Consider the following 24,547-nt stretch of genomic DNA (forward strand, 5'->3'; position numbering starts at 1 on the left):
CCGGCTCACTTCGTCAGCCAGGGGCGCAGCAGCCTGCTGACGGCCGGCATCGCCAGGTAGGTCATCAGGGTGCTGAAGACGATGGCGAAGGCGGCCGTCCGCAGGACGGAGTGCACATCCACCAGGTACGGCCCGAGCACCGCGTTGCCCGCGAGTGAGATCGGGAAGATGGCCAGCCCCGAGCTGACCGCCATCTTCCACCGAGGCGGCGCGGGCCGGGTCGTACCCGGTCTGGCGAACCAGGTCTCCATGCCGTGCAGTTCCCGCCGGGCTATCTCGGTGTGGTGGTGGCCGAGGCAGTTAGAGAACCACTGCGCCCGCTCGGAGGAGTCCTGCCACCGCTGAAAGGCCGCCTGGTCGCGGAAGCGGTGAACCAGGAACCAGGGGCCGCCCTCCGCCGCCGGGCGGAACAGCCCGTACCCGAGGTGGTCCGGAAAGGTCGCGGCCGTCTCCAGGATCCCGTGGGCCCACGCCTCGAACGTCTCCTCGTGGCCCGGCTCCACCTGGCGGGCGATGAGGAGGTTCACCTCGCCGTTGTCGGCGGGGACGGTGTGTTCGGGCATGTCGATGATGGCCATGCGGCCAGGATGGCTAGTTGGTCCCGATCTTGGCCAGCAGGTCCACGATGCGGCCCTGGACATCGGCGGTGGTGGCCCGCTCGGCGAGGAACAGCACGCTCTCGCCGGAGGCCAGCCGCGGCAGTTCCGCGGTGTCGATCCCGGCGGTCGTGTAGACGACCAGCGGAGTGCGGTTCAACTGCCCGTTGGCGCGCAGCCAGTCCACGATCCCGGCCCGGCGGCGGCGGACCTGCATCAGGTCCATGACCACGAGGTTGGGCCGCATCCGGGTCGCCAGCTCCACGGCGTCGGTGTCGGCTCCCGCCCGGGCGACCTGGAGGCCGCGCCGCTCCAGGGCGGCGGTCAGCGCGGTCGCGATCTCGTCGTGCTCCTCGATCAGCAGCACCCGGGAGGGGTGCTGCTCGCTGTCGCGAGGCGCGAGCGCCTTGAGGAGGACGGCCGGATCGGCTCCGTACGCCGCTTCCCGCGTGGCATGCCCCAGCCCGGCGGTGACCAGTACGGGCACCTCGGCGGCCACCGCGGCCTGGCGCAGGGACTGCAGAGCGGTCCGGGTGATCGGCCCCGTCAGCGGGTCCACGAACAGCGCGGCGGGAAACGCGGCGATCTGCGCGTCCACCTCCTCGCGGGAGTGGACGATCACCGGTCGGTAGCCGCGGTCGCTGAGCGCCTGCTGCGTCTGTACATCGGGCGCGGGCCACACCAGGAGCCGGCGCGGGTTGTCCAGCGGCTCCGGAGGCAGCTCGTCGTCCACGGGCAGCGGCACGGGCCGGTTGACCACCTCGACGGCTCCACCGGGGCCGTCCAGCGGCTCGGGCCCCTCGGCGGAGCCCGCCTCGGGGGCCCCTATGGCGAAGGCCCGGCCCTCGGGCGCGGGCTCGGAGAGCCGGCGCCGCCGGCCGGAGCCGGAGGCGTCGACCGAGATGCCCTGGCCCAGCGTGCCGAGCGCGCGCACGCTGATCGGCTGCCCCGACTCGACCGGGGTGTCCTGCGGCCGGCGGGCACCGGGTACGGAGACCGGCCCGGCGGCCTCGTCGTCCTCGGAGGTCCGCGCAGCCGGTACGGGCCATGCGGGAGTGGCGGGCAGCGCACGGCGCCGCCCGGTCGGGGGCACCTGCCCCCCGTTCTGCGACGCCTCGGCGGCCTGTGCGTCGGGGGCCTCGGGCTGCGCGGCGGGCGCGCCCAGAGTCCGGCGGGCACGCCGCCCGCCCGGAGCCTCGGCCTCGGAGTCGGCCGTGACGGGAGAGGGGGCCGAACCGGCCATGGCGGGGGCCGGAGCCGGCGGGGCCTGCGGGGCCGATGGCGTCGGCGCGGCGGCCGGGGTCGGCCCGGCGGGCAGCGCGAAGCCGCCCTCGGGGGCGATCGGCCGCGCGGGAGCCGGAGCGGGGAGCCCGGTCGCCGGCACCGGACCGGCCGGTCCCAGTGCCCGGCGGCGCGCGGCGGGATGCTCCGTCACCGGGATCGGGGGCACCGGAACCGGCGGCAGCGCGGGCATGGCGGTGCCCTGCGGGGGCACGGGCCGGCCGGGGCCGCCCTGACCGCCCTCACCACTGCCGTCACCGTCCCGGCCGCGACGGCGCCCGGTACCGAGGCCCGCCGGGTTCACCGGGGACTGCGCGAGCTCCGGCCCCGCGTCGGGGGCACCGACCTCGCCGCCCCGCCGCCGCCCGGACGGCAGCGCCAACGCGCCCCCACCCTCGCGCCCCCCGGAGCCCTTCACGGGCGCCCCACCAGCTCCGGGCGCCCCGGGAGCCCCGACACCCCCGGGTACTCCGCCAGTTCCTGGTCCGGCGGCTCCGGGAGTTCCGACAAATCCGGGGGCTCCTGCAACCCCGGGGGCTCCGGCGAGCCCGGGGGCTCCGGCAGCTCCGCGAGCTCCTGCCCTGCCATTGGCTCCGGCGACCCCGGGAGCTCCGGGTGCCCCGGCAAATCCGGGAGCTCCGGCACCCCCAGGTCCCCCGGCGAGTCCGTTGGCTCCGGCTGCTTCGGCCGCTGCGGCCTCGTCCTCCAGGAAGGCGTCCACGCCGCGGCGGGCGCGCCGGCCGGCGGGACCCGCCGCGGCGGCGTCGCCCCCGGCCGGGACGGCCTTGGCGCCGCTCCCACTGTCCTCGTCGCTCTCCGGCTCCTCCGCCGGCTCCGGCAGGGTCACCGCCCCGGCCCCCGCCCCCAGCGGCAGCTCCAGCACGTACGCCCCGCCCGGAGCGCCCGGAACCTCCACGGTCTGGAGCACCCCGCCATGCGCGGCCACGATCCCCCGCACGATCGGCTCGTGCACCGGGCTCCCGCCCTCGTACGGCCCGCGCACCTCGATCCGTACGACATCACCGCGCTGCGCGGCGGCCACCACGATCGTGGAGTCCATGTACCCGCTGCCCTGGGGCGTCTTGCCGGTGGCGTCCACGCCCGCCACATCCGCGACCAGGTGCGCCAGCGCGGTCGAGATCCGCTCCGCGTCCACCTCGGCCTCGATGGTCGGCGCGTGGATGGCGAACTGCGCCCGCCCAGGCCCGATCAGTTCGACCGCACCGTCCACACCGGCCGCGACCACCCGGTTGATCAGGACCTTCTTCTTCGCGAGCTTGTCGGTGCCCGCGTCCAGCCGCTGGAAGCCGAGCACGTTGTCCACCAGCGCGGTCATCCGTGAGTACCCGGCGGCCAGGTGGTGCAGCAGCTGGTTGGCCTCCGGCCACAGCTGGCCGGCGTCGTCGGCGGCCAGCGTCGCCAGTTCCCCGCGCAGCTCGTCCAGCGGACCGCGCAGTGACTCGCCGAGCACGGCCAGCAGCTGGGCGTGCCGCGCGGCGAGGGCGTCGTAGGGGCGTCGGTCGGTGAAGGTCATCACCGCGCCGACGAGCAGCTCGCCGTCCCGTACGGGCGAGGTCGTCAGATCGACGGCGACCGGCTGCCCGGACTTGTTCCACAGCACCTGGCTGCGGACCCGGTGCTTGCGGCCGCTGCGCAGGGTGTCGGCGAGCGGGGACTCCTCGAACGGGAACGGGGAGCCGTCGGCGCGCGAGTGGGCGATCAGCCCGTGCAGCTCGCGGTTCCCGAGGTCGGTGGCGCGGTATCCGAGGATCTGCGCGGCGGCCGGATTGACGAGGACGACCCGGCCGTCCGTGTCCGTGCCCACGACGCCCTCGGCGGCGGCCCGCAGGATCATCTCGGTCTGGCGCTGCGAGCGGGCCAGCTCGGCCTCGGTGTCCACGGTCTCGGAGAGGTCCCGCACGACGAGCATCAGCAGCTCGTCGCCGGTGTAGCCGGGCTGGGGCTCGCGGTAGGCGTCGCGTCCGTCGAGATGGGCGGCGGTGACCTCGACGGGGAACTCGGAACCGTCGGTGCGGCGCGCGATCATCCGTTTCGGTTTGGCGCGCCCGCCCTCGTCCTCGCCGGGTCGGCGCATGGAGCCGGGGATCAGCTTGGAGTCGAACTCGGGCAGGAGGTCGAGCACCCCGCGGCCGACGAGCCCGGTACCGGGGCTCTCCATGACCTCAAGGGCGATCGAATTCGCGTTGACGACCGTGCCGTTGGCGTTGACGAGCAACAGCGCGTCCGGAAGAGCGTCGAGTATTGCTGCGAGGCGAGCAGCGCCTCGGGATGGCCTGCTGCTCACGACGAGCTTCCTCCCTGACCACAACTACCGGCATGTCACGGGAGGAGTCTAAGGCCACAGTCCCGTGGTGGGGTGGCGGATGCGGGGTGGATACCGGGCATTCCCACATCATCGCTGGTCAGGCCTACGCGGGCGGAAGCACAGGTTCCAAATCCTTCCAACGCCTGATCTCACAACCGTTGGTTCGCCGAAACGTGGTGTCCACCTTGTGCCCCTGCCAGGTGCCGGTGACGCGGGCGGTGGCCGGCCCGCCGTCCTGCATCGAACACATCTGCCGCTCCGAGACGGCGGCGAAGGGGTCTTTGCCCGCCTTGGCGAACTCGTCGAGGCGGGCGCAGGCCTGCTCGGCCTCGGGGTGGTTCCCGCCGATGGGGTCGCACTCCAGCCGGTACTCGCCGTCGGCCCGCCGGTTGCCGGTGTCGGAGACGGCGATGGTGAGCCGGTCGGGCCCGACCAGCAGTCGGCCCAGGGGCAGCGGTGGCAGTGGACCGGCGGCCGTGGCGGCCAGGGCGGAGGTGACGGCGAAGGCGGCGAGACGCAGCATGGGCACTCCAGGTCGTCCGTACGTCGTACGCCTGACCAACGACGTGCCCGCCCCGACGTTGCGTATTCCGGCGTTGCGTACTCCGACGCCGGATAGGAGGTGGGCTTAAGGCTTTGCCCTGCGGCCTCCGCTCCTTGTACCGTGGGAGCGGATTGGTGACCGGCCCCTGGCCTGTGTCATCATCTGCACGCACCCTCGTACGCGGGGGTGTGCTGGAGGCGTCGCCTAGTCCGGTCTATGGCGCCGCACTGCTAATGCGGTTTGGGGCTTACACCCCATCGAGGGTTCAAATCCCTCCGCCTCCGCACCTTACGGAGCCCCGGTCCTCATGGACCGGGGCTTCGGTGCGTTTCGGCTTCGGAACTCGAAGGTCCAAACCCGCCCCGACGCCGCCCCGGGCCCCCGCCGGATGATCTTCATCCGGCCCGTTTCCGCAGGTCAGCAGCGGTTCGGCTAATGGATTTCGCGTCCCGCCGAGGTCCATGTATTGTTGTTCTCGCAAGGCCAACGGGGCGAAAAACCCCGAGAAGCCCAAGCACTCGTAGCTTAACGGATAGAGCATCTGACTACGGATCAGAAGGTTGCAGGTTCGAATCCTGCCGAGTGCACAGCCGAAGAGGCCCCCCGGTTTACCGGGGGGCCTCTTGCGTTGTCCGCCCGGCCTGCCCGGCTCCTCCCTTGTGGGGAGGGCGGACTCCGGGGATTCTCCGGGTTTGAGTCGGTCTGCCGGGGGACGCGGGGTGCCGAGGGCCCTGGGTACGGTTCCGGGAGATCGTCCGGCGCGGATGCCCGGACAGATGTGCGGGACGGATATAAGGGGGACTCCCATGGGCCTGTTCGGGAACGCGCACACCACCGATCCGGCGGCGGCGCAGCGGGACTACGCGCGGCTGCTCGGTCAGGGGGAGCAGGTGCACGCCGCGTACCTGCTGATCCGCGACACGATCCTGTTCACGGACCGGCGCCTGGTGCTCATCGACAAGCAGGGGCTCACCGGGAAGAAGGTGGAGTACCACTCCGTCCCGTACCGGAGCATCACGCATTTCTCGGTGGAGACCGCCGGTCACTTCGACCTCGACGCCGAGCTCAAGATCTGGATCTCGGGCACAGCTGCGCCGATCGAGAAGACGTTCACCAAGGGAGTCAACATCTACGAGGTGCAGGCGATCCTCACGCAATTCGTCGCGCGGTAGGCACATCCGCGACCTGGCCCGGAGATCTACGAGCCACCAACTCGCCTGCGGCGACGGCTCATCTGATGCGGCGCTCCAGCACGCGCGGGAGGCCCGTCACCGACATCACCAGGGAGTAGAGGGACGTGGTGGCGGTGATGAAGAGGCGGTTGTTCTTCGGGCCGCCGAAAGTGATGTTCGAGACCGGTTCCGGGACGCGGAGGCGGCCGATCAGGGTGCCGTCCTGTGCGTAGCAGTGGACCCCGGACTCGATCGCGGCCGCCCACAGGCGGCCCTCGTCGTCGAAGCGGATGTTGTCCGGCCGGGGGCACTCCGCGAAGACGCGGTCGTCCGTCAGGCGGCCGTCGTCGGTGACCTTGAACGCGCGGATGTGGCCCGCCCGGGTGTCCGACGCGTACAGCTCGGTCTCGTCCGGCGAGAAGACGAGGCCGTTCGGGCCCAGGAAGCCGTCCGCGACGAGCCGGACCTCGCCGCTCGCGGGGTCGGCGCGGTAGAGGTTGCAGGCGCCGATCTCGCTCGGCGCGCGCCGGCCCTCGTAGTCGTTGGTGATGCCGAAGTCCGGGTCGGAGAACCAGATCGAGCCGTCGGAGCGCACCACCGCGTCGTTCGGGCTGTTGAGCCGCTTGCCCTCGTACCGGTCGGCGACGACGGTGAGGGAGCCGTCCGGTTCGGTGCGGGTCACGCGCCGGTTGCCCTGCTCGCAGGTGATCAGGCGGCCCTCGCGGTCCAGGGTGTTGCCGTTGGAGTGACCCGCGGCGGCGCGGAAGACCGAGACCGCGCCGGTCGCCTCGTCCCAGCGCAGCATCCGGTCGTTGGGGATGTCGCTCCACACCAGCTGCCGCCAGGCCGGCAGGTACAGCGGGCCCTCCGCCCAGCGGCAGTCGTCGTAGAGCCGCTCCAGCCGCGCGTCGCCGTTGGCGCAGCGGCCGGTGCGGAAGCGGTCGTCCAGGATCTCGTACAGATTCGGGTCGGCGATGGATGACACTGTTCCCCCATATGGCTGATAGTCCGAACTATGTTCGGCGTGAAGGTGAGATTGCAGGATCAGGTACCGTCTTCGCAAGAGTCGGCGGGCCGGTGGGAGGAAGAAACGCGTGGATGACATCGACCGGGCGCTCGTCCAGCGCCTGCAGCAGGACGCGGGCCAGTCCTACGCCGCCCTCGGCGCGGCCGTCGGGCTATCGGCCGGGGCAACCCACGAGCGGGTGCGCAAGCTGCGCGAGCGCGGGGTCATCCGGCGGACGACGATCGAGGTGGATCCGACGGCCGTCGGGAGCGGGGTGCTGGCCTACGTGATGGTCGACTCCAACGCGTGGATGGGGGACTCCGCGGCCGCCTTCGAGAAGATCGCCGAGATCCAGGAGGCGCACATCATCGCGGGCAGCGCCTCCGTGCTGGTGAAGGTGCGCACGGCGTCGACCGAGCAGTTGCAGGACGTGCTGCGCCGTCTCTACGCCATCGAAGGTGTCAGCGGCACGCACGCGACGGTCGTCCTGGAGACCTTCTTCGAGCGCCCCCTCCCGCTGTGACCTGGCGGTGCACCGGCATCCGGTGGAGCGACGGGCGCCCGGCCATCGGCTGGTACGAGGAGGGGCGCGACGAAGAGCGCGCGGCGGGACGCGGGGACGGGCGCGGGGAGTGGCGCGCGGACGGGCGCGGGGAGCGGACCAGCGTGCTCGGGTACGGGCAGCCGCTCGCGTTCGCCGCCCGGGGGGAGCGGCACTGCCTCGGCGTGCGGCGGGCCGGGAAGCGGACCGCGTGTCCGACGGCCCGGACCGTGCCCGGGCGGGCCGGGAGCGCCCAGTGCCCCGAGTGCGCCCGCCTGGACCGGTCGTTCTCGGTGGCCGCCGACACCAACGCCGCTGATCCGCGCACCTACCGGGTGTATCTGGCCTGGTTCGGACCCGGGATGGTCAAGGTCGGCATCACCGCCGAGGAGCGGGGCGCGACCCGGCTGCTGGAGCAGGGCGCGGTGACCTGGACCTGGCTCGGGCGGGGGCCGCTGATGGCCACCCGCCGTACCGAGGAGCTGCTGCGGGCGGCGCTGGGTGTGCCCGACCGGATCGCGTACGCCCGCAAGCGCGCGGTACGGGCCCACCTGCCGCCGGCGGCCGAGCGGGCCGGGGAGGTCGCCGAGCTGCACGCCCGGGCCGCGGCGCTGTCCGGATGGCCGGAGTCGCTGGAGCGGATGGGGTGCGAAGTCACCGACCATGCCGAGGCGTTCGGGCTGCCGGGGCTGCCGACCCCCGCCCGGGTGATCACCGAGATGGTGCCCGGCGGGACCGTGGCGGGCCGGCTGGTGGGTGCGGCCGGTCCGGATCTGCACTTCGCGGACGGCCTCGTGGTGGACACCCGGCTGCTGGCCGGCTGGGAACTGGTCGCACCCGCGACCGCCGACGCCGGCGCCGGGACCGACGTACCCGTGCCCGTGCCCGTGGCGGAGATCGCTGCCGCCGGGCCCGCCGCCGAGCAGGACGGGCTGTTCTGAGGCCCCCGCCGCACCACGGTCCGCCCAGGGCCGCGTGACCGGTCCAAGGTCAAAACTTGGATCCCTTTGGCCTCCGGGGCCGCTTTCCGGTGGACATGCCAGGGGGCCGCCGCCGAGGGTGGTGGTCATGAGCATCCAGCCCGTACCCGCGTTCGAACCGCCGTACCTGATGGCCGTTTTCACCAACGTCCGCACCCCTGACGACACCGGTTACCCGGAGACGAACGCCCGGATGAACGAGATCGTCCGCGCCAACCCCGGCTTCCTCGGCTACGAGGCCGCCCGCACCCCCGGCGGCCTCGGCATCACCGTCGCCTACTTCCGCGACCACGAATCCCTGGCCGCCTGGCGCGAGAACCTGGAGCACCAGGCGGCCATGAAGCAGGGCCGCGCCGACTGGTACGAGAGCTACACCCTGCACGTCGCGACCGTCGAGCGGAGCCACGGCTTTGTCCGCGAAGACGGCTGAGGCGGTCCGCGCCTTCCGGGAGCGGCTCGGACTGCCGGGCCTGGTGGACGTCCACACGCACTTCATGCCCGAGCGGGTCCTGGACAAGGTGTGGGACTACTTCGACGCGGTCGGCCCGCTGACCGGGGTCGAGTGGCCCATCACCTACCGGCACGAGGAGGAGCAGCGGGTCGCGCTGCTGCGGGAGTTCGGGGTGCGGGCCTTCACCGCAATGCTCTACCCGCACAAGCCCGCGATGGCGGCCTGGCTCAACTCCTGGTCCGCCGACTTCGCCGCCCGCACTCCCGACTGCCTGCACACCGCCACCTTCTTCCCGGAGGAGGGCGTCGCCGCGTACGTCCGGCAGGCCGTGGAGGCGGGGGCCCGGATCTTCAAGGCGCACCTCCAGGTGGGCGGCTACGACCCGAACGAGGACCGCCTCGAACCGGTCTGGGGGCTGCTGGCGGAGGCCGGCGTCCCGACCGTGATCCACTGCGGTTCGGGGCCCGTCCCGGGCAAGCACACCGGACCCGAGCCGATCGCCCGGCTGCTGGCCCGGCATCCCCGGCTGCTGCTCGTCATCGCGCACATGGGTATGCCCGAGTACGCCGACTTCCTCGACCTGGCCGACCGGTACGGCGAGGTCCGCCTCGACACCACCATGGCCTTCACCGACTTCTCCGAGCAGTTCAGCGGGTTCCCGTCCGGCGACCTGGGCAGGCTCGCCGACCTCGGGGACCGGATCCTGCTCGGCACCGACTTCCCGAACATTCCCTATCCCTACGAGCACCAGCTCGACGCCCTCGAACGCCTCGGGCTGGGCGACGACTGGCTGCGCGCCGTCTGCCACGACAACGGGGCCCGGCTCTTCCGTCTCGGCTGACGGCCGCTTCCCCGGGACGTCGCAGTTCTCAGGAAATTCACAGGGAGGGCCAAGAACGCTCTCAGAGCCGCCGGTCAGCGTGGTCCCATGACAGCGACGACCACCTCCCACGCGTCCACGTCCACCAGCAATCCCACGGCCCTCGTGCGGCCCGACGGCGGCCCCTGCCGGGTGCTCGTCGTCGACGACGAGGTCTCGCTCTCCGAGCTGCTCTCCATGGCCCTGCGCTACGAGGGCTGCGAGGTCCGCAGCGCGGGCGACGGGGCGGGTGCGGTGCGGGTGGCACGGGAGTTCCGCCCGGACGTGGTCGTCCTCGACATCATGCTCCCCGACATGGACGGGCTGGCGGTCCTCGGGCAGCTGCGGCGGGAGATCCCGCAGGTCCCCGTGCTGTTCCTGACCGCCAAGGACTCCGTCGAGGACCGCATCGCGGGCCTGACGGCGGGCGGCGACGACTACGTCACCAAGCCGTTCAGCCTGGAGGAGGTCGTGGCCCGGCTGCGCGGTCTGGTCCGCCGCTCGGGCGCGGCGCAGGCGGCGCGCGGCAGCTCGGTCCTGGCCGTGGGGGACCTGCGGCTGGACGAGGACAGCCACGAGGTGACCCGGGGCGGCCAGGAGATCCACCTGACCGCCACCGAGTTCGAGCTGCTGCGGTACCTGATGCGCAATCCCCGGCGGGTGCTGAGCAAGGCGCAGATCCTGGACCGGGTGTGGTCGTACGACTTCGGCGGCCAGGCGAATGTGGTGGAGCTGTACATCTCCTACCTGCGGCGGAAGCTGGAGAGCGGGACCGGGCGGCCGCCGATGATCCACACTCGGCGCGGCGCCGGCTATCTGATCAAACCGGCCGAGTAGTGGCGCCCAGGCTCCCGCGCCTCCGGCGGCCGCGCCTCGGGCAGCCGCGTCTCGGGCTTCCGCGCCTCGTGCGGCCGCGCCTCGGACTCCCGCTGCGGCGCCTGCGGCTACGGCGTCCCTGGTCCCTGCGGACCCGGCTGGTCGTCTCCGCCGTCGCGCTGATCGCCGTGGTGGGCGCGGCCATCGGCGCCGTCACCACCCTCTCCCTGCGCTCGTACCTCGTGGACAAGCTCGACGACCAGCTGCACACCTCCGTGGTCATGGCCACCCGGGGCCCCGGCGGAAAGCAGGTCCACGAGAGCAGCCTCGGCTTCGTCCTGGCCCCCGGCACCCCGCTGGGTACCGCCGGGATCCGCCTCGACTCCGACGGCACCGTCACCGGCACCGCCCGCAGCGACGCCATCGGTGGCCCCGCGCTGGACCACCGCCAGCCCCTCACCGGCGCCCAGACGGCGGCCCTCACCAAGGCCGCCCGCAAAGCGACCGCGCGGGGCGCGTTCGGACCGGTGGACCTGGAGCTGCCGGACCTCGGCAGCTACCGGGTACTGACCGCCACGGACGGGAGTCTGGCCCTCGGCTTCCCGCTCGGCGATGTCGATTCCACCGTGCGCACCTTGATCGCGGTCGAGGTCTTCGTCACCCTGGCCGGCCTCGTCGCCGCCTCCCTCGCGGGGCAGGCCCTGGTCGGCGTCGCCCTGCGCCCACTGCGCCGGGTCGCCGCGACCGCCACCCGGGTCTCCGAACTCCCCCTGCACAGCGGCGAACCGGCCCTGCACGACCGGGTGCCCGACGCCGAGGCCGACCCGCGCACCGAGGTCGGCCAGGTCGGCGCCGCCCTGAACCGGATGCTCGGCCATGTCTCCTCGGCCCTGATCGCCCGCCAGCAGAGCGAGACCAGGGTCCGGCAGTTCGTCGCCGACGCCAGCCACGAGCTGCGCACACCACTGGCCTCCATCCGGGGCTACGCCGAGCTCACCCGCCGGGGACGGGAGGAGCCGGGCCCCGACACCCGGCACGCCCTGGGCCGGATCGAGTCGGAGGCCACCCGGATGACCGGCCTGGTCGAGGACCTGCTGCTGCTGGCCCGGCTCGATGCCGGCCGCCCGCTCTCCCGCGCCGACACGGACCTCGCCCCGCTGGTGGTGGACGCCGTCAGTGACGCCCGGGCCGCCGGGCCCGCGCACCACTGGCGCCTGGAACTCCCGGACGGGCCGGCGCCCATCCGCGCGGACCCGGCCCGGATCCAGCAGGTCCTGGTGAATCTCCTCGCCAACGCCCGGACCCACACGCCGCCGGGCACCACCGTCACCGCCCATGTTTCACGTGAAACACGGGCCGTCCGGCTGCGGATCGAGGACGACGGGCCCGGCATCCCGCCCGTCCTGCTCCCCCATGTCTTCGAGCGCTTCGCGCGCGGCGACGCCTCCCGCTCCCGGGCCGCCGGCTCCACGGGCCTCGGGCTCGCCATCGTCGAGGCCGTGGTCTCGGCACACGAAGGACGCGTAGAGGTCGCGAGCGAGCCGGGGCGCACCCGCTTCGAGGTCCTCCTCCCGCTCGGCGACGCTCCGGCGGACTCACAGACAGGCCACAGGCTCACCACACAGCGGTGACAGCCCGCCCGGCGAGGGTCGGTACATGCCAACCGACACCTCTCCCGGACCCGGCGCCCTCCCGGCCCGGGCGCCCCTCGCGCCCGTGCCGGGGATGCCCGTACTCGACGTGGTGATCCCGGTGTTCAACGAGGAGAAGGACCTCGGGCCGTGTGTGCGCCGGCTGCACGAGCACCTCACCCGCACCTTCCCGTACCCCTTCCGCATCACGATCGCCGACAACGCGAGCACCGACCGCACCCCCGAAGTCGCGGCCGACCTCGCCACCACCGTCGACGGGGTCCGCAGCACCCGGCTGGAGGAGAAGGGCCGGGGCCGCGCCCTGCGCACCGTGTGGTCCCGGTCCGAGGCGCCCGTCCTCGCGTACATGGACGTGGACCTGTCCACCGACCTCAACGCGCTCCTACCGCTGGTCGCCCCGCTGATCTCCGGTCATTCCGACCTCGCCATCGGCACCCGCCTCGCCCGCTCCTCGCGCGTGGTGCGGGGGGCGAAGCGGGAGTTCGTCTCCCGCGCCTACAACCTGCTCCTGCGCTCCTCCCTCGCCGCCCGGTTCAGCGACGCCCAGTGCGGGTTCAAGGCCATCCGGCGGGAGGTCGCGGAGCGGCTGCTGCCACTCGTCGAGGACTCCGGCTGGTTCTTCGACACCGAGCTGCTCGTGCTCGCCGAGCGGGCCGGGCTGCGGATCCACGAGGTACCGGTCGACTGGGTGGACGATCCCGACTCCACCGTCCACATCGTGCGCACCGCCACCGAGGACCTCAAGGGCGTCTGGCGGGTGGGCAGGGCGCTGGCCCTCGGGGCGCTCCCGCTCGACCGGCTCGCCCGCCCCTTCGGCGACGACCCGCGCGACCGCACCGCGCTGCCCGGGGTACCGCGCGGCCTGGCCCGCCAGCTCCTCGGCTTCTGCGCCGTCGGGCTGCTCAGCACCCTGCTCTACCTGCTCCTGTACTCCGCGTTCCGGTCCGCGGCGGGGCCGCAGGCCGCCAACGCCGCCGCCCTGCTGCTCTCCGCCGTCGCCAACACCGCGGCCAACCGCCGGCTCACCTTCGGCGTCCGCGGGCGGGACCGGGCCGTGCGCCACCAGGCCCAGGGCCTGGTGGTGTTCGGCATCGGGCTGGCCCTCACCAGCGGTTCGCTGGCCGCCCTCGAAGCGGCCGTGCCCGCCCAGTCCGCCCACAGCACCGAACTGGCCGTTCTGATCACGGCCAACCTCGCCGCCACCGTGCTGCGCTTCCTGCTCTTCCGCGCCTGGGTCTTCCCCGAGCGGCGCGCCACTCCCGAGAAGGACGACATCCGATGACCACGGCCGTACCGCCCCTGGGCGCCCCCATCCCGGAACGGGCCCCGACCGGCCCGACCGCCCAGACCTCCCCAACACCCCCGACCGGCCCGACCTCCCCGACCGTGCCGCCCACGGCGGCCGTCGCGGCGCGCCCCCGCTGGGAGCGCCCCGCGTACATCGCGCTGCTGGTCGGCACCGCCGCGCTGCTGCTGTGGAACCTGGGCGCCTCCGGGTACGCCAACTCCTTCTACTCCGCCGCCGTTCAGGCGGGCAGCGAGAGCTGGAAGGCCTTCTTCTTCGGCTCCTCCGACGCGGGCAACTCCATCACCGTCGACAAGCCCCCGGTCGCCCTGTGGCCGATGGCGCTCTCGGTCCGGCTGTTCGGACTCGGCTCCTGGCAGATCCTCGTCCCGCAGGCCCTGATGGGCGTCGGTACGACCGCCGTGCTCTACGCCGCCGTACGCCGCCAGTTCGGGCCCCCGGCCGCGCTGCTGAGCGGCGCCGCTCTGGCGCTGACACCGGTCGCCGCGCTGATGTTCCGCTTCAACAACCCCGACGCGCTGCTGACCCTGCTGCTCACGGTCACCGTGTACTGCGTCCTGCGCGCCCTCGACGGAGCGCACACCAAGTGGCTGGTGTGGGCCGGCGTCGCGATCGGCTTCGCCTTCCTGACCAAGACCCTCCAGGCGTTCGTCATCCTGCCGCCGCTCGCCCTGCTCTACGCCGTGTGCGCGCCCACCCGGCTGCGCCGCAGGCTCGGCCAGTTGCTGCTCGCGGGTCTCGCCATGGTGGTGGCGGGCGGCTGGTGGGTGGCGATCGTCGAGCTATGGCCGGCCGGCTCCCGCCCGTACATCGGCGGCTCGCAGAACAACTCCTTCCTGGAACTGACCCTCGGTTACAACGGCCTCGGCCGGATCAACGGCAACGAGGTGGGCAGCGTCGGCGGTGGGGGCGCCGGCCGCCCGGGCGGAGCCGGCGGGGGAGGCGGGGGAGGAGGCTGGGGGGAGACCGGGATCGACCGGCTCTTCTCGGGCAATATCGGTGGCCAGATCTCCTGGCTGCTGCCGGCGGCCCTGATCATGCTCGTGGCCGGTCTGGTGATCACCTGGCGGGCCCGCCGGGCCACCGACTCCGTGGCGAGCATGGCCCGGGCGGCCTTCCTGGCCTGGGGCGGCTGCCTGCTGATCACCGGGCTGATCTTCAGCTACATGCAGGGCATCTTCCACGAGTACTACACCGTCGCGCTGGCGCCGTTCGTGGCCGCGCTGGTCGGCATGGGCGTCGCCGTGCTGTGGGAGGAGCGGGGCAGCCCGGCCGCCGCCCTCGCCCTCTCCGGAACCCTCGCCCTGACCGCGTACTGGTCCTACGTCCTGCTCGGGCGCGCCCCCGGCTATCTGCCGTGGCTGCGCTGGACGGTGCTGGTCGCCGGCCTCGTCGCGGCCGCCGGGCTGCTCCTCGGATCGCGGCGGCCCCTCGGCTCCCGTTCGGGCGGCCCGCTCGTCCTGGGCGCGGCGGTCCTGGGTGTGGGCGCGGCGCTGGCCGGCCCCCTCGCGTACTGCTTGACCACGGTGGACTCCGCGCGGGGCGGCTCGATCGTGACGGCCGGACCCGCCGTCTCGGGTGGTCCGGGCGGGATGCGGTTCGCCCGCCCGGGCGAAGGCGCCCTCCAGGACGGCGGCCCGCAGCTCGCGCCCCGGCAGGGGCAGCAGGGCGGTCCGCAGGGTGGCGGCCAAGACGGCGCTCCCCAGGGCGGACCGGGCCGGACGGCCCCCGGCGACCAGGGCGTCCCCGGCGGTACCGGTGCGGGTACGGCCGGTACCGGTACGGGTTCGGGCAGGCGCGGTCCTCAGAACGCCATCGGCGGCCCCGGCGGTCTGCTGAGCGGCACGACGGCGAGCGCCGAGGCCAAGGCCGCGCTGCGCGCGGACGCGGGGAGGTACACCTGGGCGGCGGCCGCCATCGGTGCGCAGAACGCGGCGAGCTACCAACTGGCGTCGGGCGAGCCGGTGATGCCGATCGGCGGGTTCAACGGGAGCGATCCCTCGCCGACGCTCGCGAAGTTCCAGGAGTACGTCAAGGCCGGGAAGATCCACTACTTCATCGGGCAGAACGACGGTGGTGCCGGCGGGGAGGGCGGCCCGGCCATGCGCGGCGGCCCCGGCGGTGGCCCCGGCGGCGGCACCAGCAGCGCCATCTCGGACTGGGTGAAGGCCAACTTCAAGGTCACCACGGTCGGCGGAGCCACCTTCTACGACCTCACGGCCCCGACGGCACCCACCTCCTGATCCACCGGACCCCCTAGCATCAGGAAGAGCATCAAGGAGCAGTAAGAGGGCGGACCGGACATTCCGGGCTGATCCACCTGTCGTGAGGAGGGTGCCTCCGTGGTGATCGCGGCTGATCCCGGAAAGCCCCGGACCAGCGTATGGCTGGCCGCCCGGCACCCGGCCCCGGCCAGACGCCGCAGTGAGGCGCCGTCCGGACTCGACCGGGAGCGGATCACCGACGCCACGGTGCGGCTGCTCGACGCCGAGGGGCTGGCCCGGTTCTCGATGCGCCGGCTGGCCGCGGAGCTGGGGGTCACCGCGATGTCCCTGTACTGGTACGTGGACACCAAGCACGATCTGCTCGAACTCGCCCTGGACCGGGCCCTGGGCGAGCTCGCGCTCCCGGCCGTGTCGGAGCCGGATGCCTGGCCCGGCCGGTTGCGGGCGCTGGCCTGCGGCTACCGGGAGCTGCTGGCGGAGCACCCGTGGCTGGCTCCGCTCACCGCCGCGTACCCGAACATCGGCCCGCACGCCCGGGCCTTCGACGCCGCGCTTCAGCGGCTGCTCGACGCGACGGGCCTGGGGGACGCCGGCCGGACCGGCGCCCACCTGGCCGTCTCGCATTTCCTGCACGGCTGCGGGGGCACGGCCCGGCGGGCGCCCGAGGGGGATTTCGGCCTGGCGCTCGACGTCCTGATCGCGGGCATCGAGGCCAAGACCCCTTAGGGGGTGGGGACCGGGGTGGCGGCCGGAGCCTCGGCGTCCGTGGAGCCGGCGTCCGTGGAGCCGGCCTCCGTCGGCGCGTTGGCCGCGGGCTCCGACTTCAGCGCGACCTCCTTGATGAACACCACCAGCACCAGCGAGAGCAGCGCGAACGGGGCCGCGTACAGGAACACATCGCCGACGCCGTGCCCGTACGCGGATTCGACGACCGTACGGAACGGGGCGGGCAGCTTGTCGAGGTCGGGGATCCCGCCCCCGGCCGTGCCGCCGTGGCCCATGGCCGCCGCCTTCGGGCCGAGCGCGGCCAGGCCGTCCTCGACGTAGTGCCTGACCCGGTCGGCCATGACCGCGCCGAGCGCCGAGACGCCCATGGCGCCGCCGAGCGAGCGGAAGAAGGTGACGACCGAGCTGGCAGCGCCGAGGTCCTCGGGGGCCACCTGGTTCTGGGTGGCGAGGACGAGGTTCTGCATCATCATGCCGAGGCCGAGACCGGTCAGCGCCATGTAGATCGCGATGTGCCAGTACGGGGTGTCGTACCGCAGGGTGCCCAGCAGGCCGAGTCCGGCCGTCAGGAGCACACCGCCGGAGACGAGCCACGCCTTCCACTTGCCGGTCTTGGTGATCACCTGACCGGAAAGGGTGGAGGAGACGAAGAGTCCGCCGATCATCGGAATCGTGAGGATTCCGGACATCGTCGGGGACTCGCCGCGGGCCAGCTGGAAGAACTGGCTGAAAAACACGGTGCCCGAGAACATCGCGACGCCCACGAACAGCGAGGCCGCCGAGGCCAGGGTGATGGTCTTGTTGCGGAACAGCCGCAGCGGGATGATCGGGTCGCTCGCGCGGGACTCGACGAGGACGAAGAGCAGGCCGAGGAGCACGGCGCCGCCGGTCATCGCCCAGGTCTGCCAGGAGATCCACTCGTAGGAGTCCCCGCCCTGCGTGACCCAGATCAGCAGCAGGGACACGGCCCCGCTGATCAGGAAGGCGCCGAGCCAGTCCACCTTGACGTCGCGGCGGACGACCGGGAGCCGCAGCGTCTTCTGGAGCACGATCAGCGCGATGATCGCGAACGGGACGCCGACGTAGAAGCACCAGCGCCAGCCCAGCCAGTCGGTGTCCGTGATGACACCGCCGAGCAGCGGGCCGCCGACGGTGGCGACGGCGAAGACCGCGCCGAGGTAGCCGCTGTACCGGCCGCGCTCGCGCGGGGAGATCATCGCGGCCATCACGATCTGCGCGAGGGCGGACAGGCCGCCGACGCCGATGCCCTGGACGACGCGGCAGGCGATGAGCGTGCCGGTGCTCTGGGACAGACCGGCCACGATCGAGCCGAGCACGTAGATGACCAGGGATATCTGGACCAGCAGCTTCTTGCTGAAGAGGTCGGACAGCTTGCCCCAGAGGGGAGTCGCGGCCGTCATCGACAGCAGGGCGGCGGTGACGACCCAGGTGTACGAGGACTGGGTGCCGCCGAGGTCGCTGATGATCTGGGGCAGGGCGTTGGACACGATCGTGGAGGACAGGATCGCCACGAACATGCCGAGCATCAGCCCGGACAGCGCCTTCATGATCTGCGGATGGGTCATGGGTGCGCCGTCGGACGAGGTCTGCGACGGCCCGTCTCCCCGCACACCGGTGGGTGTGGTCGTAGCCATGCGTTTCCTTTGGTCTAAGAGGTGTTCCGCGATTCACTGGCCTGCCGGTCCGGTACGATCGGTAGCGGCCGAGAAGACGGCCAGTGTGAGTCAACCGCGTGAGGTTCTGACCACCGGCTTGCCGGTGCGGCGCCTGCGGCAGTCCGTTGAACTGCGGGCCTCTGCTCACCGAACTCCGGAACGGCCCCGAGCAACCCCGGATGAGACACCGCCAGGTGACCACGTCGGAGCGCCCGGACCAGCCGACCGGATGCAGTCCGTACCTCCTTCGGGAATTACGGATCAAGTCTTAGAAGCTCGATCGGAGTCGGGCCAGCAGGGTGTTGAGTACGACGATTTCCTCGGCGGACCAAGTCCGCCGGGGCTCTCTCCAGCGCGCCGGTGTAGCGGGCACCCAGTTCGGCGAGAGCCTGGATCGGCGGGCTGCCCCCAGTCTTGTTGCTTAGAGCAACCATAGAAACGAATGGTTGCTACAGGCAAATTAATCGGGGGGTGGGGCCGGTAAAGGAATCGGAAAACCCGCTAGGGTCCTGACCCATGGCTGACAACCACAACTCACAGGCCCCCGAGGGCACCTACGACCCCGCGGGCAGCACTCAGATGTTCCGGGCGTTCGTGGAAGAGGCCGCGCCGGCTCGGCAGGCCGGGCCCGGCGCCCGCGCGCAGCGGCGAGCCGAGCGGCAGACGGGCTCGAAGAAGGGCGTGTGGCTCGGCGTGGGCGTCGCCCTCGCGCTGGTCTTCGCCGCGGCCCTGTGGGTCGTCCTGCACTGAGACCGACGCGGCCGCTGGGGACGACGAGGCCGCTGGGGCTGCTGGGGCTGCTGAGGTCGCGCCTCAGGTCCAGGTCGCCGTGACCTTCTGGGTCTCCACGCGCATTCCCAGGGGGACGCGCCAGGCCTCCACGCAGACCGTGTAGGTCTGGGTCTTCGCCGTGCCGCCCGCGATCGGCGCCGGCAGGGCCTGGGTCGTGGTGATCGTGGCCCAGTCGATGCCCAGGGCCCCGATGATGTGTGTCGCGAAGGTCACCGTGCCCGAACGGGCCGCTGTCGTCCCGGTGTTGGTGAAGGTGACGGTGACCCGCTCGCACCACCGGTCGGCAGCCGCCGCGCGGGCCGGGGGGCTCAGGGTCAGCTTCGCCGGTGTGCCCGGTGGGCCGGGCGGCGTGGAGGGCGTGGGTGAGGGTGTGGTCGGCGTGGCCGGTGTTGAGGGGCCGGTGGTGCCCCCGGGTTGCGCGGCCCCGGTCCCCGGCTCAGGTCCGGGCCCGTTCGCCGTCCCGGGGGTTCCGCCCGGGGTGGAGGGGCGGCCCGGCTCCGGTGGGGTGCCGGGTGACGTGGCGGGATCCCCGGGTGCGGTGGGCGTGGCTCCGCCTCCGGTGGAGCCGCCCGACGGACCGGACCCCGGCGCACTGGCCGACGTACTGGACGAAGCCGATGAGCCGGCCGCGCCGGACGGAGCGGAGAGTGGCTGGAATTCGACCTCGCCCCGGGGCGCCACGTTCTCCCCCGCGCCCCGTTCGGGGCCCGGAGCCGCCGCGCCCACGGCCGCGTAGCCGTCGCGCGCCGGGCCGCCGCAGCCGGTGAGGGCGACGGCGGCCGTGCAGCACAGGGCGAGCCGGGCGAACGTGCCTCGTGGTCCCTTTCGCATCGCGTCAGTTTTCCTGACGGGACGTCAAATCTGAACCCAGAGGGAAGGGTTACTCGCCGATCAGGCCCTCGCGCAGCTGCGCGAGGGTGCGGGTGAGCAGCCGGGAGACGTGCATCTGGGAGATGCCGACCTCCTCGCCGATCTGCGACTGCGTCATGTTCGCGAAGAACCGCAGCATGATGATCTGCCGTTCCCGGGCAGGGAGTTTGGCGAGCAGCGGCTTGAGCGACTCGCGGTACTCGACGCCTTCGAGCGCGGTGTCCTCGTACCCGAGCCGGTCCGCGAGCGAGCCCTCGCCGCCCTCGTCCTCGGGGGAGGGCGAGTCGAGCGAGGAAGCGGTGTACGCGTTGCCGACGGCGAGTCCGTCGACGACGTCCTCCTCCGAGACCCCGAGTACGGCCGCGAGTTCCGGCACGGTCGGCGAGCGGTCGAGCTTCTGGGCGAGCTCGTCGCTGGCTTTGGTGAGGGCGAGGCGGAGCTCCTGGAGGCGGCGCGGGACGCGCACGGACCAGGAGGTGTCCCTAAAGAATCGTTTGATCTCGCCCACGACGGTCGGCATCGCGAACGTCGGGAACTCCACGCCGCGTTCGCAGTCGAACCGGTCGATCGCCTTGATCAGGCCGATCGTACCGACCTGGACGATGTCCTCCATCGGCTCGTTGCGGCTGCGGAACCTGGCCGCGGCGTACCGCACCAGAGGCAGGTTCAGCTCGATCAGGGTGTCGCGTACGTAGGCCCGTTCGGGGCTGTCCGCGTCCAGGGCGGCCAGTCGCTGGAAGAGGGAGCGGGACAGGGTGCGGGTGTCGATGGCTTCCGAGCGGCGGTTGGACACTGCCGGCAGCTCACGCTTGACGAGCGTGAGCACCTTGGAGCTGCCCTGGTCTACGGACATGCCACCCCCTTGAGGTCGCGGACGGTCGCGTCTCTGCGCGCCCGTCGGAGGAACGCAGCCTCCACCTGAATACCGGAGGCGGGGCTGCGGCAAACGCGGTTCCAGCAGAATGTCACATGTCGGCAACACGCTGTAGCGCCATGTCGACAAGTATCTCCAGCGACAGACCGGAATGAGCCCGTTCTGTCGGGAAACGGCGGAGGGATCTCCACTCGTTCCGGTTACGCCTCGATCCTGTTTGCGGATCGCAGCCTGGCGAAGCTGCGGGCGAGCAACCGGGACACGTGCATCTGGGAGACGCCCAGCTCCGCGCTGATCTGCGACTGCGTCAGATTGTTGTAGTACCGCAGGAGGAGGATCCGCTGCTCGCGCTCGGGCAGCTGTACGAGGAGGTGGCGGACGAGGTCGCGGTGTTCGACCCCGGCCAGCTCCGGGTCCTCGTAGCCGAGGCGGTCGAGCAGTCCGGGCAGCCCGTCGCCCTCCTGGGCGGCTTCGAGGGAGGTCGCGTGGTAGCTCCGCCCGGCCTCGATACAGGAGAGCACTTCATCCTCGGTGATCCGCAGCCGCTCGGCGATCTCGGCCGTCGTCGGGGTGCGCCCGTGGAGCGTGGTGAGGTCCTCGGTGGCCGCGTTGACCTGGACCCACAGCTCGTGGAGCCGGCGCGGGACGTGGACGGTGCGGACGTTGTCGCGGAAGTACCGCTTGATCTCGCCCACGACGGTCGGCATGGCGAACGTCGGGAACTGCACCCCGCGGTCCGGGTCGAAGCGGTCGATGGCGTTGATGAGGCCGATGGTGCCGACCTGGATCACGTCCTCCATCGGCTCGTTGCGGCTGCGGAAGCGGGCTGCCGCGTACCGCACGAGCGGGAGGTTGGCCTCGATCAGGGCGCCGCGCACCCGGTGGTGCTCCCCGGTGCCGGGCTGGAGGCCCTTCAGCTGCCCGAACAGGACCTGGGTGAGGGCCCGGGTGTCCGCGCCCCGGCTCTGGGGTCGCTGGGGGGCCGGGGCGGGTGGCGGCTCCTGCGGGGCGTCGTGCTGGGCCGGGACCTGGGAGTCGTGCGGGGAGCGCCCGGTGTCGTGCGGAGTGCGCCCCGCATCGTGCGGGGTGCGCCCGGTGTCGTGCGGGGGTTCCCGCGGGGCGTCGTGCGCGGCCTCCTGCGGGGCGTCCTGCGAGGGGTCCTGCTGGGGTGGCACTTGAGGCGCAGTACTGGCCGGCACGGTCACGCCACCCCTTCAGTCAACTATCTGTCAAAACCGGTCATAGCATCACAAGACATGTGTACTGGGCGCAAGCACCGTATATCGCCGTGTTGAAGGCAAGTTGGGCATATCGGGAGGTGCAGGCTACCGCCGCACACGGCCCCGGACCTGGAGCCGGACCGTACGGAGCGCGAAAAGCCCCCCACGTGTGCGAGTGGGGGGCCGGGGCGTCCGAAGAACCGATTCAGCGTAGGGGGTCAGCGCACCAGTTCGGTCATGAACTCGCCGATCGCGGAAGCGGCGTCCGAGATGCCCTGGAAGCCGATGAGCACGAGATCGGCCGCCTTGACCGGCTGGGTGATGATCACGAAGAGTGCGAACACGACGAGCGCGCCCATGACGAGCTTCTTGGTCTCCACGAGCGGTGTCGGCCTCCCCAACCGGTACTGCAAAGTCGGGTGAGTCTAACCGGTCGGGTTTGGACACTCACCCGGTCTTTAAGTACCAAGGACCTGGCACTCCAGGTCCTTTCCCGGTCCGCCCGGGGGCGCGGGGCGCGCGGGATTGACCACGTCGACCGCGTCGACCACGTCGAAGGCCCCGACCGATCCCGGTCGGGGCCTTCGACGCGTATGCGCCGCGTATTTCGACGCGTTGCGGACCGATCGCGCCGTCGCTCTACTGGATGGCGCCGGCCAGGTCCGTGAGCGGCTGTACGGGGGCGATCACGGGCGCCAGCTGGTTCGGCAGGTCCATCAGCTGGTTGAGCTGGTTCAGGTCGTTGAGCTTGGCGCCGATGTCCTGGACGGAATGCGGGGTGGCCCCCTCCGGCATGCCCGGGGCGGCCGTCGGCAGGTCCGGAAGGGTAAGGGGGGCGATCGGGGCGGCGGAGGCGGCCGGAGCGGCGAGGCCCGCGGCGGCGCCCGCGAGGGCGATGGCGGCGAGCATGCGCTGGGTCTTGGTCATGCCGTGACAACGGCCGAGCGGGCGGCCGGGTCACGCGGTCGTCCCCCGGAGGGGCGCCGCGGAAGCCGTTCGGCGCGGCGCGAGGCCCGGAAAACTCCGAGAGCCCCGGCCCTTGCGGGACGAGGCTCTCGATCAAGAGCGGTAGTGGAGGGATTTGAACCCCCGATGGGTTGCCCCATACTCGCTTTCGAGGCGAGCTCCTTCGGCCACTCGGACACACTACCGGGAGAGATCCTAGCCCAAGGTGGGGAGTGCTTCGCAACTCGGGACCGCGTGGCCCTCCTCACCGCTCCCGGAAGAAGTCCGTCAGCTGCCGGGCGCACTCCCGCGCCAGCACCCCGCGGATCACCTCGGGCCGGTGGTTGAGCCTGCGGTCCCGTACGAGGTCCCACAGCGACCCCGCCGCGCCCGCCTTCTCGTCCCCCGCGCCGTAGACGAGCCGGGCCACCCGCGACTGCACGAGCGCGCCCGCGCACATCACGCACGGCTCCAGGGTGACCACCAGGGTGCACCCCGGAAGCCGCCATTCCCCGAGCTGGGCGGCCGCCCGGCGCAGCGCCAGTACCTCGGCGTGCGCCGTGGGATCGCCGGTGGCCTCCCGCTCGTTGTACCCGGTGGCGAGGAGCTCCCCGTCCGGGCCGAGCACGACGGCACCGACCGGCACATCGCCGGCCGGTACCGCCCGGGCGGCCTCCTGGAGCGCCAGGCGCATGGAGGGCCGCCAGGGGTCCCGGACGGGATCGGCATCGGCATCGGGATCGGGATCGGAGTGGTGCGGAGAGGTCGCGTGCGGGTCGGTCACTAGCGGACGGCCTCCAGCACCTCGGTGGCGCCGAGCGAGTCGGCGATCTCCGTGAGGGGGTCCCCGTCGAGGGTCATCAGTTGTTTGTGGCTCACCCCGAGGTCGTCCAGCAGCCGGGGATCACCGAGCGGACCGGCCGGCACCGGCTCCGCGCCGGTCCCGCCCTCCTCGTCCGCGTCGTCGTCCTCGTCCGTGAAAGCGGCGATCGCGTCTTCCTCGCCGTCCTCGGTGCCGTCCAGGTCCAGCTCGTCGAGTTCGTCGTCCTCCTCGTCGCTGCCCAGCAGCTCGTCGGTCAGCATCGAGCCGTAGGAGCTGCGGGAGGCCGCGGAGGCGTTCGATACGAAGTACCGCGGGTCCTCCTCGCCGTCCACGCGGATGACGCCGAACCAGGCGTCCTCCTGCTCGATGAGGGCGACCACCGTGTCGTCGTCGACAGCGGCGGACCGGGCGAGATCGATCAGATCACTCAGAGACTCGACAGCGTCGAGTTCCATGTCGCTCGCTTCCCACCCGTCTTCGGTGCGCGCGAGCAGTGCGGCGAAATACACCGTGACTCTCCCACTGGTCATAGGCGTGCCGGTTGGAGGTCCCCCCGGCCGGAGGTTGGGGTCGAACGGCCGCCGTGCTCGCCGTTCATGCCCCGCCCAATCGGCATCGTGGCAGAAACAGCGGCTTTGCGAGAGGTCTTCCGCGCTGCGTCGTGCCGTGCCGTGCGCTCCGCGGGTTGTACGGGGGGTGCGTGACGGCAGCTCGGGGTGCCGTCCCGCGGCGCCGGTACGGCCGCGCCGGATCCGCTTCGCCGCCCGGCGTGCCGGTTGCTGCGTGTGGCGTACCCGGCCACCGGCCGACACCCCCACTGCCCCGCCGACGCCCGCGCCCGGGCACCGGCTGCCGCCCGGTGCAGC

General features: G+C 72.4%; 23 protein-coding genes and 3 tRNA genes. 13 read left to right on the forward strand and 13 right to left on the reverse strand.

What is annotated here, in order from left to right; translation table 11 throughout:
- Positions 1-5: 5 nt before the first annotated feature.
- The 3 genes from MTF65_RS15750 to MTF65_RS15760 all read right to left on the reverse strand — a co-directional run bounded on the left by MTF65_RS15750 (position 6) and on the right by MTF65_RS15760 (position 4,726).
- Complete coding sequence (locus tag MTF65_RS15750) at positions 6-578, reverse strand: antibiotic biosynthesis monooxygenase (RefSeq protein WP_243629319.1); 573 nt, start codon at positions 576-578, stop codon at positions 6-8.
- A 13-nt stretch (positions 579-591) separates the two neighbouring features.
- On the reverse strand, positions 592-4,182 hold the full coding sequence (locus MTF65_RS15755) for a PAS domain-containing protein (protein ID WP_243629320.1): 3,591 nt from the start codon (positions 4,180-4,182) through the stop codon (positions 592-594).
- Between the two features lie 124 nt (positions 4,183-4,306).
- The gene (locus MTF65_RS15760; RefSeq protein WP_243629321.1) at positions 4,307-4,726 is read right to left on the reverse strand and encodes an SSI family serine proteinase inhibitor; all 420 of its coding nucleotides are present in this window, start codon (positions 4,724-4,726) and stop codon (positions 4,307-4,309) included.
- A 214-nt stretch (positions 4,727-4,940) separates the two neighbouring features.
- On the opposite strand from MTF65_RS15760, the gene MTF65_RS15765 reads away from it, so the two are divergent.
- From MTF65_RS15765 to MTF65_RS15775, 3 genes are all read left to right on the forward strand, one after another.
- Positions 4,941-5,031: transfer RNA gene (locus tag MTF65_RS15765), tRNA-Ser, on the forward strand.
- A 230-nt stretch (positions 5,032-5,261) separates the two neighbouring features.
- Positions 5,262-5,334, forward strand: a tRNA-Arg gene (locus MTF65_RS15770).
- A 219-nt stretch (positions 5,335-5,553) separates the two neighbouring features.
- A complete protein-coding gene (locus MTF65_RS15775; protein ID WP_243629322.1) occupies positions 5,554-5,919 on the forward strand; it encodes a PH domain-containing protein in 366 nt (121 codons plus the stop codon).
- 58 nt (positions 5,920-5,977) lie between these two features.
- Here the strand turns inward: MTF65_RS15775 and MTF65_RS15780 are convergent, their stop codons facing one another.
- Positions 5,978-6,895 carry an SMP-30/gluconolactonase/LRE family protein gene (locus tag MTF65_RS15780; protein ID WP_374207241.1) on the reverse strand — a complete coding sequence of 306 codons (918 nt, stop codon included), beginning with the start codon at positions 6,893-6,895 and terminating at the stop codon, positions 5,978-5,980.
- Positions 6,896-7,013: 118 nt separating this feature from the next.
- Here MTF65_RS15780 and MTF65_RS15785 point away from each other — a divergent pair, with 118 nt between their 5' ends.
- From MTF65_RS15785 to MTF65_RS15825, 9 genes are all read left to right on the forward strand, one after another.
- Positions 7,014-7,448, forward strand: a complete 435-nt coding sequence (locus MTF65_RS15785; protein WP_243629324.1) for an Lrp/AsnC family transcriptional regulator — start codon at positions 7,014-7,016, stop codon at positions 7,446-7,448.
- On the forward strand, positions 7,445-8,407 hold the full coding sequence (locus MTF65_RS15790) for a DUF2797 domain-containing protein (protein ID WP_243629325.1): 963 nt from the start codon (positions 7,445-7,447) through the stop codon (positions 8,405-8,407). Before MTF65_RS15785 ends, MTF65_RS15790 begins: the two co-directional genes overlap by 4 nt.
- Before the next feature lie 127 nt (positions 8,408-8,534).
- Positions 8,535-8,876, forward strand: coding sequence for an antibiotic biosynthesis monooxygenase (locus tag MTF65_RS15795; RefSeq protein ID WP_243629326.1), 342 nt, complete (start codon positions 8,535-8,537; stop codon positions 8,874-8,876).
- Positions 8,857-9,738: an amidohydrolase family protein gene (locus tag MTF65_RS15800; RefSeq protein ID WP_243629327.1), complete on the forward strand. Its 882-nt coding sequence runs from the start codon at positions 8,857-8,859 to the stop codon at positions 9,736-9,738. The genes MTF65_RS15795 and MTF65_RS15800 overlap by 20 nt, the downstream gene beginning before the upstream one ends.
- Positions 9,739-9,825: 87 nt before the next feature.
- Entirely contained in the window at positions 9,826-10,593 is a 768-nt protein-coding gene (locus tag MTF65_RS15805) for a response regulator transcription factor (protein WP_243629328.1), read from the forward strand.
- Positions 10,593-12,203 carry a sensor histidine kinase gene (locus tag MTF65_RS15810; RefSeq protein ID WP_374207236.1) on the forward strand — a complete coding sequence of 537 codons (1,611 nt, stop codon included), beginning with the start codon at positions 10,593-10,595 and terminating at the stop codon, positions 12,201-12,203. The genes MTF65_RS15805 and MTF65_RS15810 overlap by 1 nt, the downstream gene beginning before the upstream one ends.
- Positions 12,204-12,228: 25 nt before the next feature.
- On the forward strand, positions 12,229-13,506 hold the full coding sequence (locus tag MTF65_RS15815) for a glycosyltransferase (RefSeq protein WP_243629330.1): 1,278 nt from the start codon (positions 12,229-12,231) through the stop codon (positions 13,504-13,506).
- Positions 13,503-15,773 (forward strand): glycosyltransferase family 39 protein, encoded by a 2,271-nt coding sequence (locus tag MTF65_RS15820; RefSeq protein ID WP_243629331.1) that lies wholly within the window; start codon positions 13,503-13,505, stop codon positions 15,771-15,773. Before MTF65_RS15815 ends, MTF65_RS15820 begins: the two co-directional genes overlap by 4 nt.
- A 99-nt stretch (positions 15,774-15,872) precedes the next feature.
- Complete coding sequence (locus tag MTF65_RS15825) at positions 15,873-16,481, forward strand: TetR/AcrR family transcriptional regulator (RefSeq protein ID WP_243629332.1); 609 nt, start codon at positions 15,873-15,875, stop codon at positions 16,479-16,481.
- Here MTF65_RS15825 and MTF65_RS15830 read toward each other — a convergent pair.
- On the reverse strand, positions 16,478-18,136 hold the full coding sequence (locus tag MTF65_RS15830; RefSeq protein WP_243629333.1) for an MDR family MFS transporter: 1,659 nt from the start codon (positions 18,134-18,136) through the stop codon (positions 16,478-16,480). The genes MTF65_RS15825 and MTF65_RS15830 overlap by 4 nt on opposite strands.
- Before the next feature lie 537 nt (positions 18,137-18,673).
- Between MTF65_RS15830 and MTF65_RS15835 the strand changes: the two genes are divergently transcribed.
- Complete coding sequence (locus MTF65_RS15835; RefSeq protein ID WP_243629334.1) at positions 18,674-18,907, forward strand: hypothetical protein; 234 nt, start codon at positions 18,674-18,676, stop codon at positions 18,905-18,907.
- A 63-nt stretch (positions 18,908-18,970) separates the two neighbouring features.
- Here the strand turns inward: MTF65_RS15835 and MTF65_RS15840 are convergent, their stop codons facing one another.
- The 8 genes from MTF65_RS15840 to MTF65_RS15875 form a co-directional block, all read right to left on the reverse strand.
- Complete coding sequence (locus MTF65_RS15840; protein WP_243629335.1) at positions 18,971-19,780, reverse strand: hypothetical protein; 810 nt, start codon at positions 19,778-19,780, stop codon at positions 18,971-18,973.
- A gap of 49 nt (positions 19,781-19,829) precedes the next feature.
- Positions 19,830-20,672 carry an RNA polymerase sigma factor SigF gene (locus MTF65_RS15845; protein WP_243629336.1) on the reverse strand — a complete coding sequence of 281 codons (843 nt, stop codon included), beginning with the start codon at positions 20,670-20,672 and terminating at the stop codon, positions 19,830-19,832.
- Between the two features lie 221 nt (positions 20,673-20,893).
- Positions 20,894-21,868 (reverse strand): RNA polymerase sigma factor SigF, encoded by a 975-nt coding sequence (locus tag MTF65_RS15850; RefSeq protein ID WP_374207237.1) that lies wholly within the window; start codon positions 21,866-21,868, stop codon positions 20,894-20,896.
- Positions 21,869-22,131: 263 nt separating this feature from the next.
- Entirely contained in the window at positions 22,132-22,293 is a 162-nt protein-coding gene (locus MTF65_RS15855; protein ID WP_243629428.1) for a hypothetical protein, read from the reverse strand.
- 259 nt (positions 22,294-22,552) lie between these two features.
- A complete protein-coding gene (locus MTF65_RS15860; RefSeq protein WP_243629338.1) occupies positions 22,553-22,840 on the reverse strand; it encodes a hypothetical protein in 288 nt (95 codons plus the stop codon).
- Between the two features lie 139 nt (positions 22,841-22,979).
- Positions 22,980-23,064 (reverse strand) — tRNA-Ser (locus MTF65_RS15865).
- A 59-nt stretch (positions 23,065-23,123) separates the two neighbouring features.
- Positions 23,124-23,552, reverse strand: a complete 429-nt coding sequence (gene tadA / locus MTF65_RS15870) for a tRNA adenosine(34) deaminase TadA (RefSeq protein WP_243629420.1) — start codon at positions 23,550-23,552, stop codon at positions 23,124-23,126.
- 89 nt (positions 23,553-23,641) lie between these two features.
- On the reverse strand, positions 23,642-24,190 hold the full coding sequence (locus MTF65_RS15875; protein ID WP_243629339.1) for a hypothetical protein: 549 nt from the start codon (positions 24,188-24,190) through the stop codon (positions 23,642-23,644).
- Between the last annotated feature and the right edge of the window lie 357 nt (positions 24,191-24,547).

This window comes from Streptomyces sp. APSN-46.1 (genome assembly GCF_022815725.1).
GTDB lineage: Bacteria > Actinomycetota > Actinomycetes > Streptomycetales > Streptomycetaceae > Streptomyces.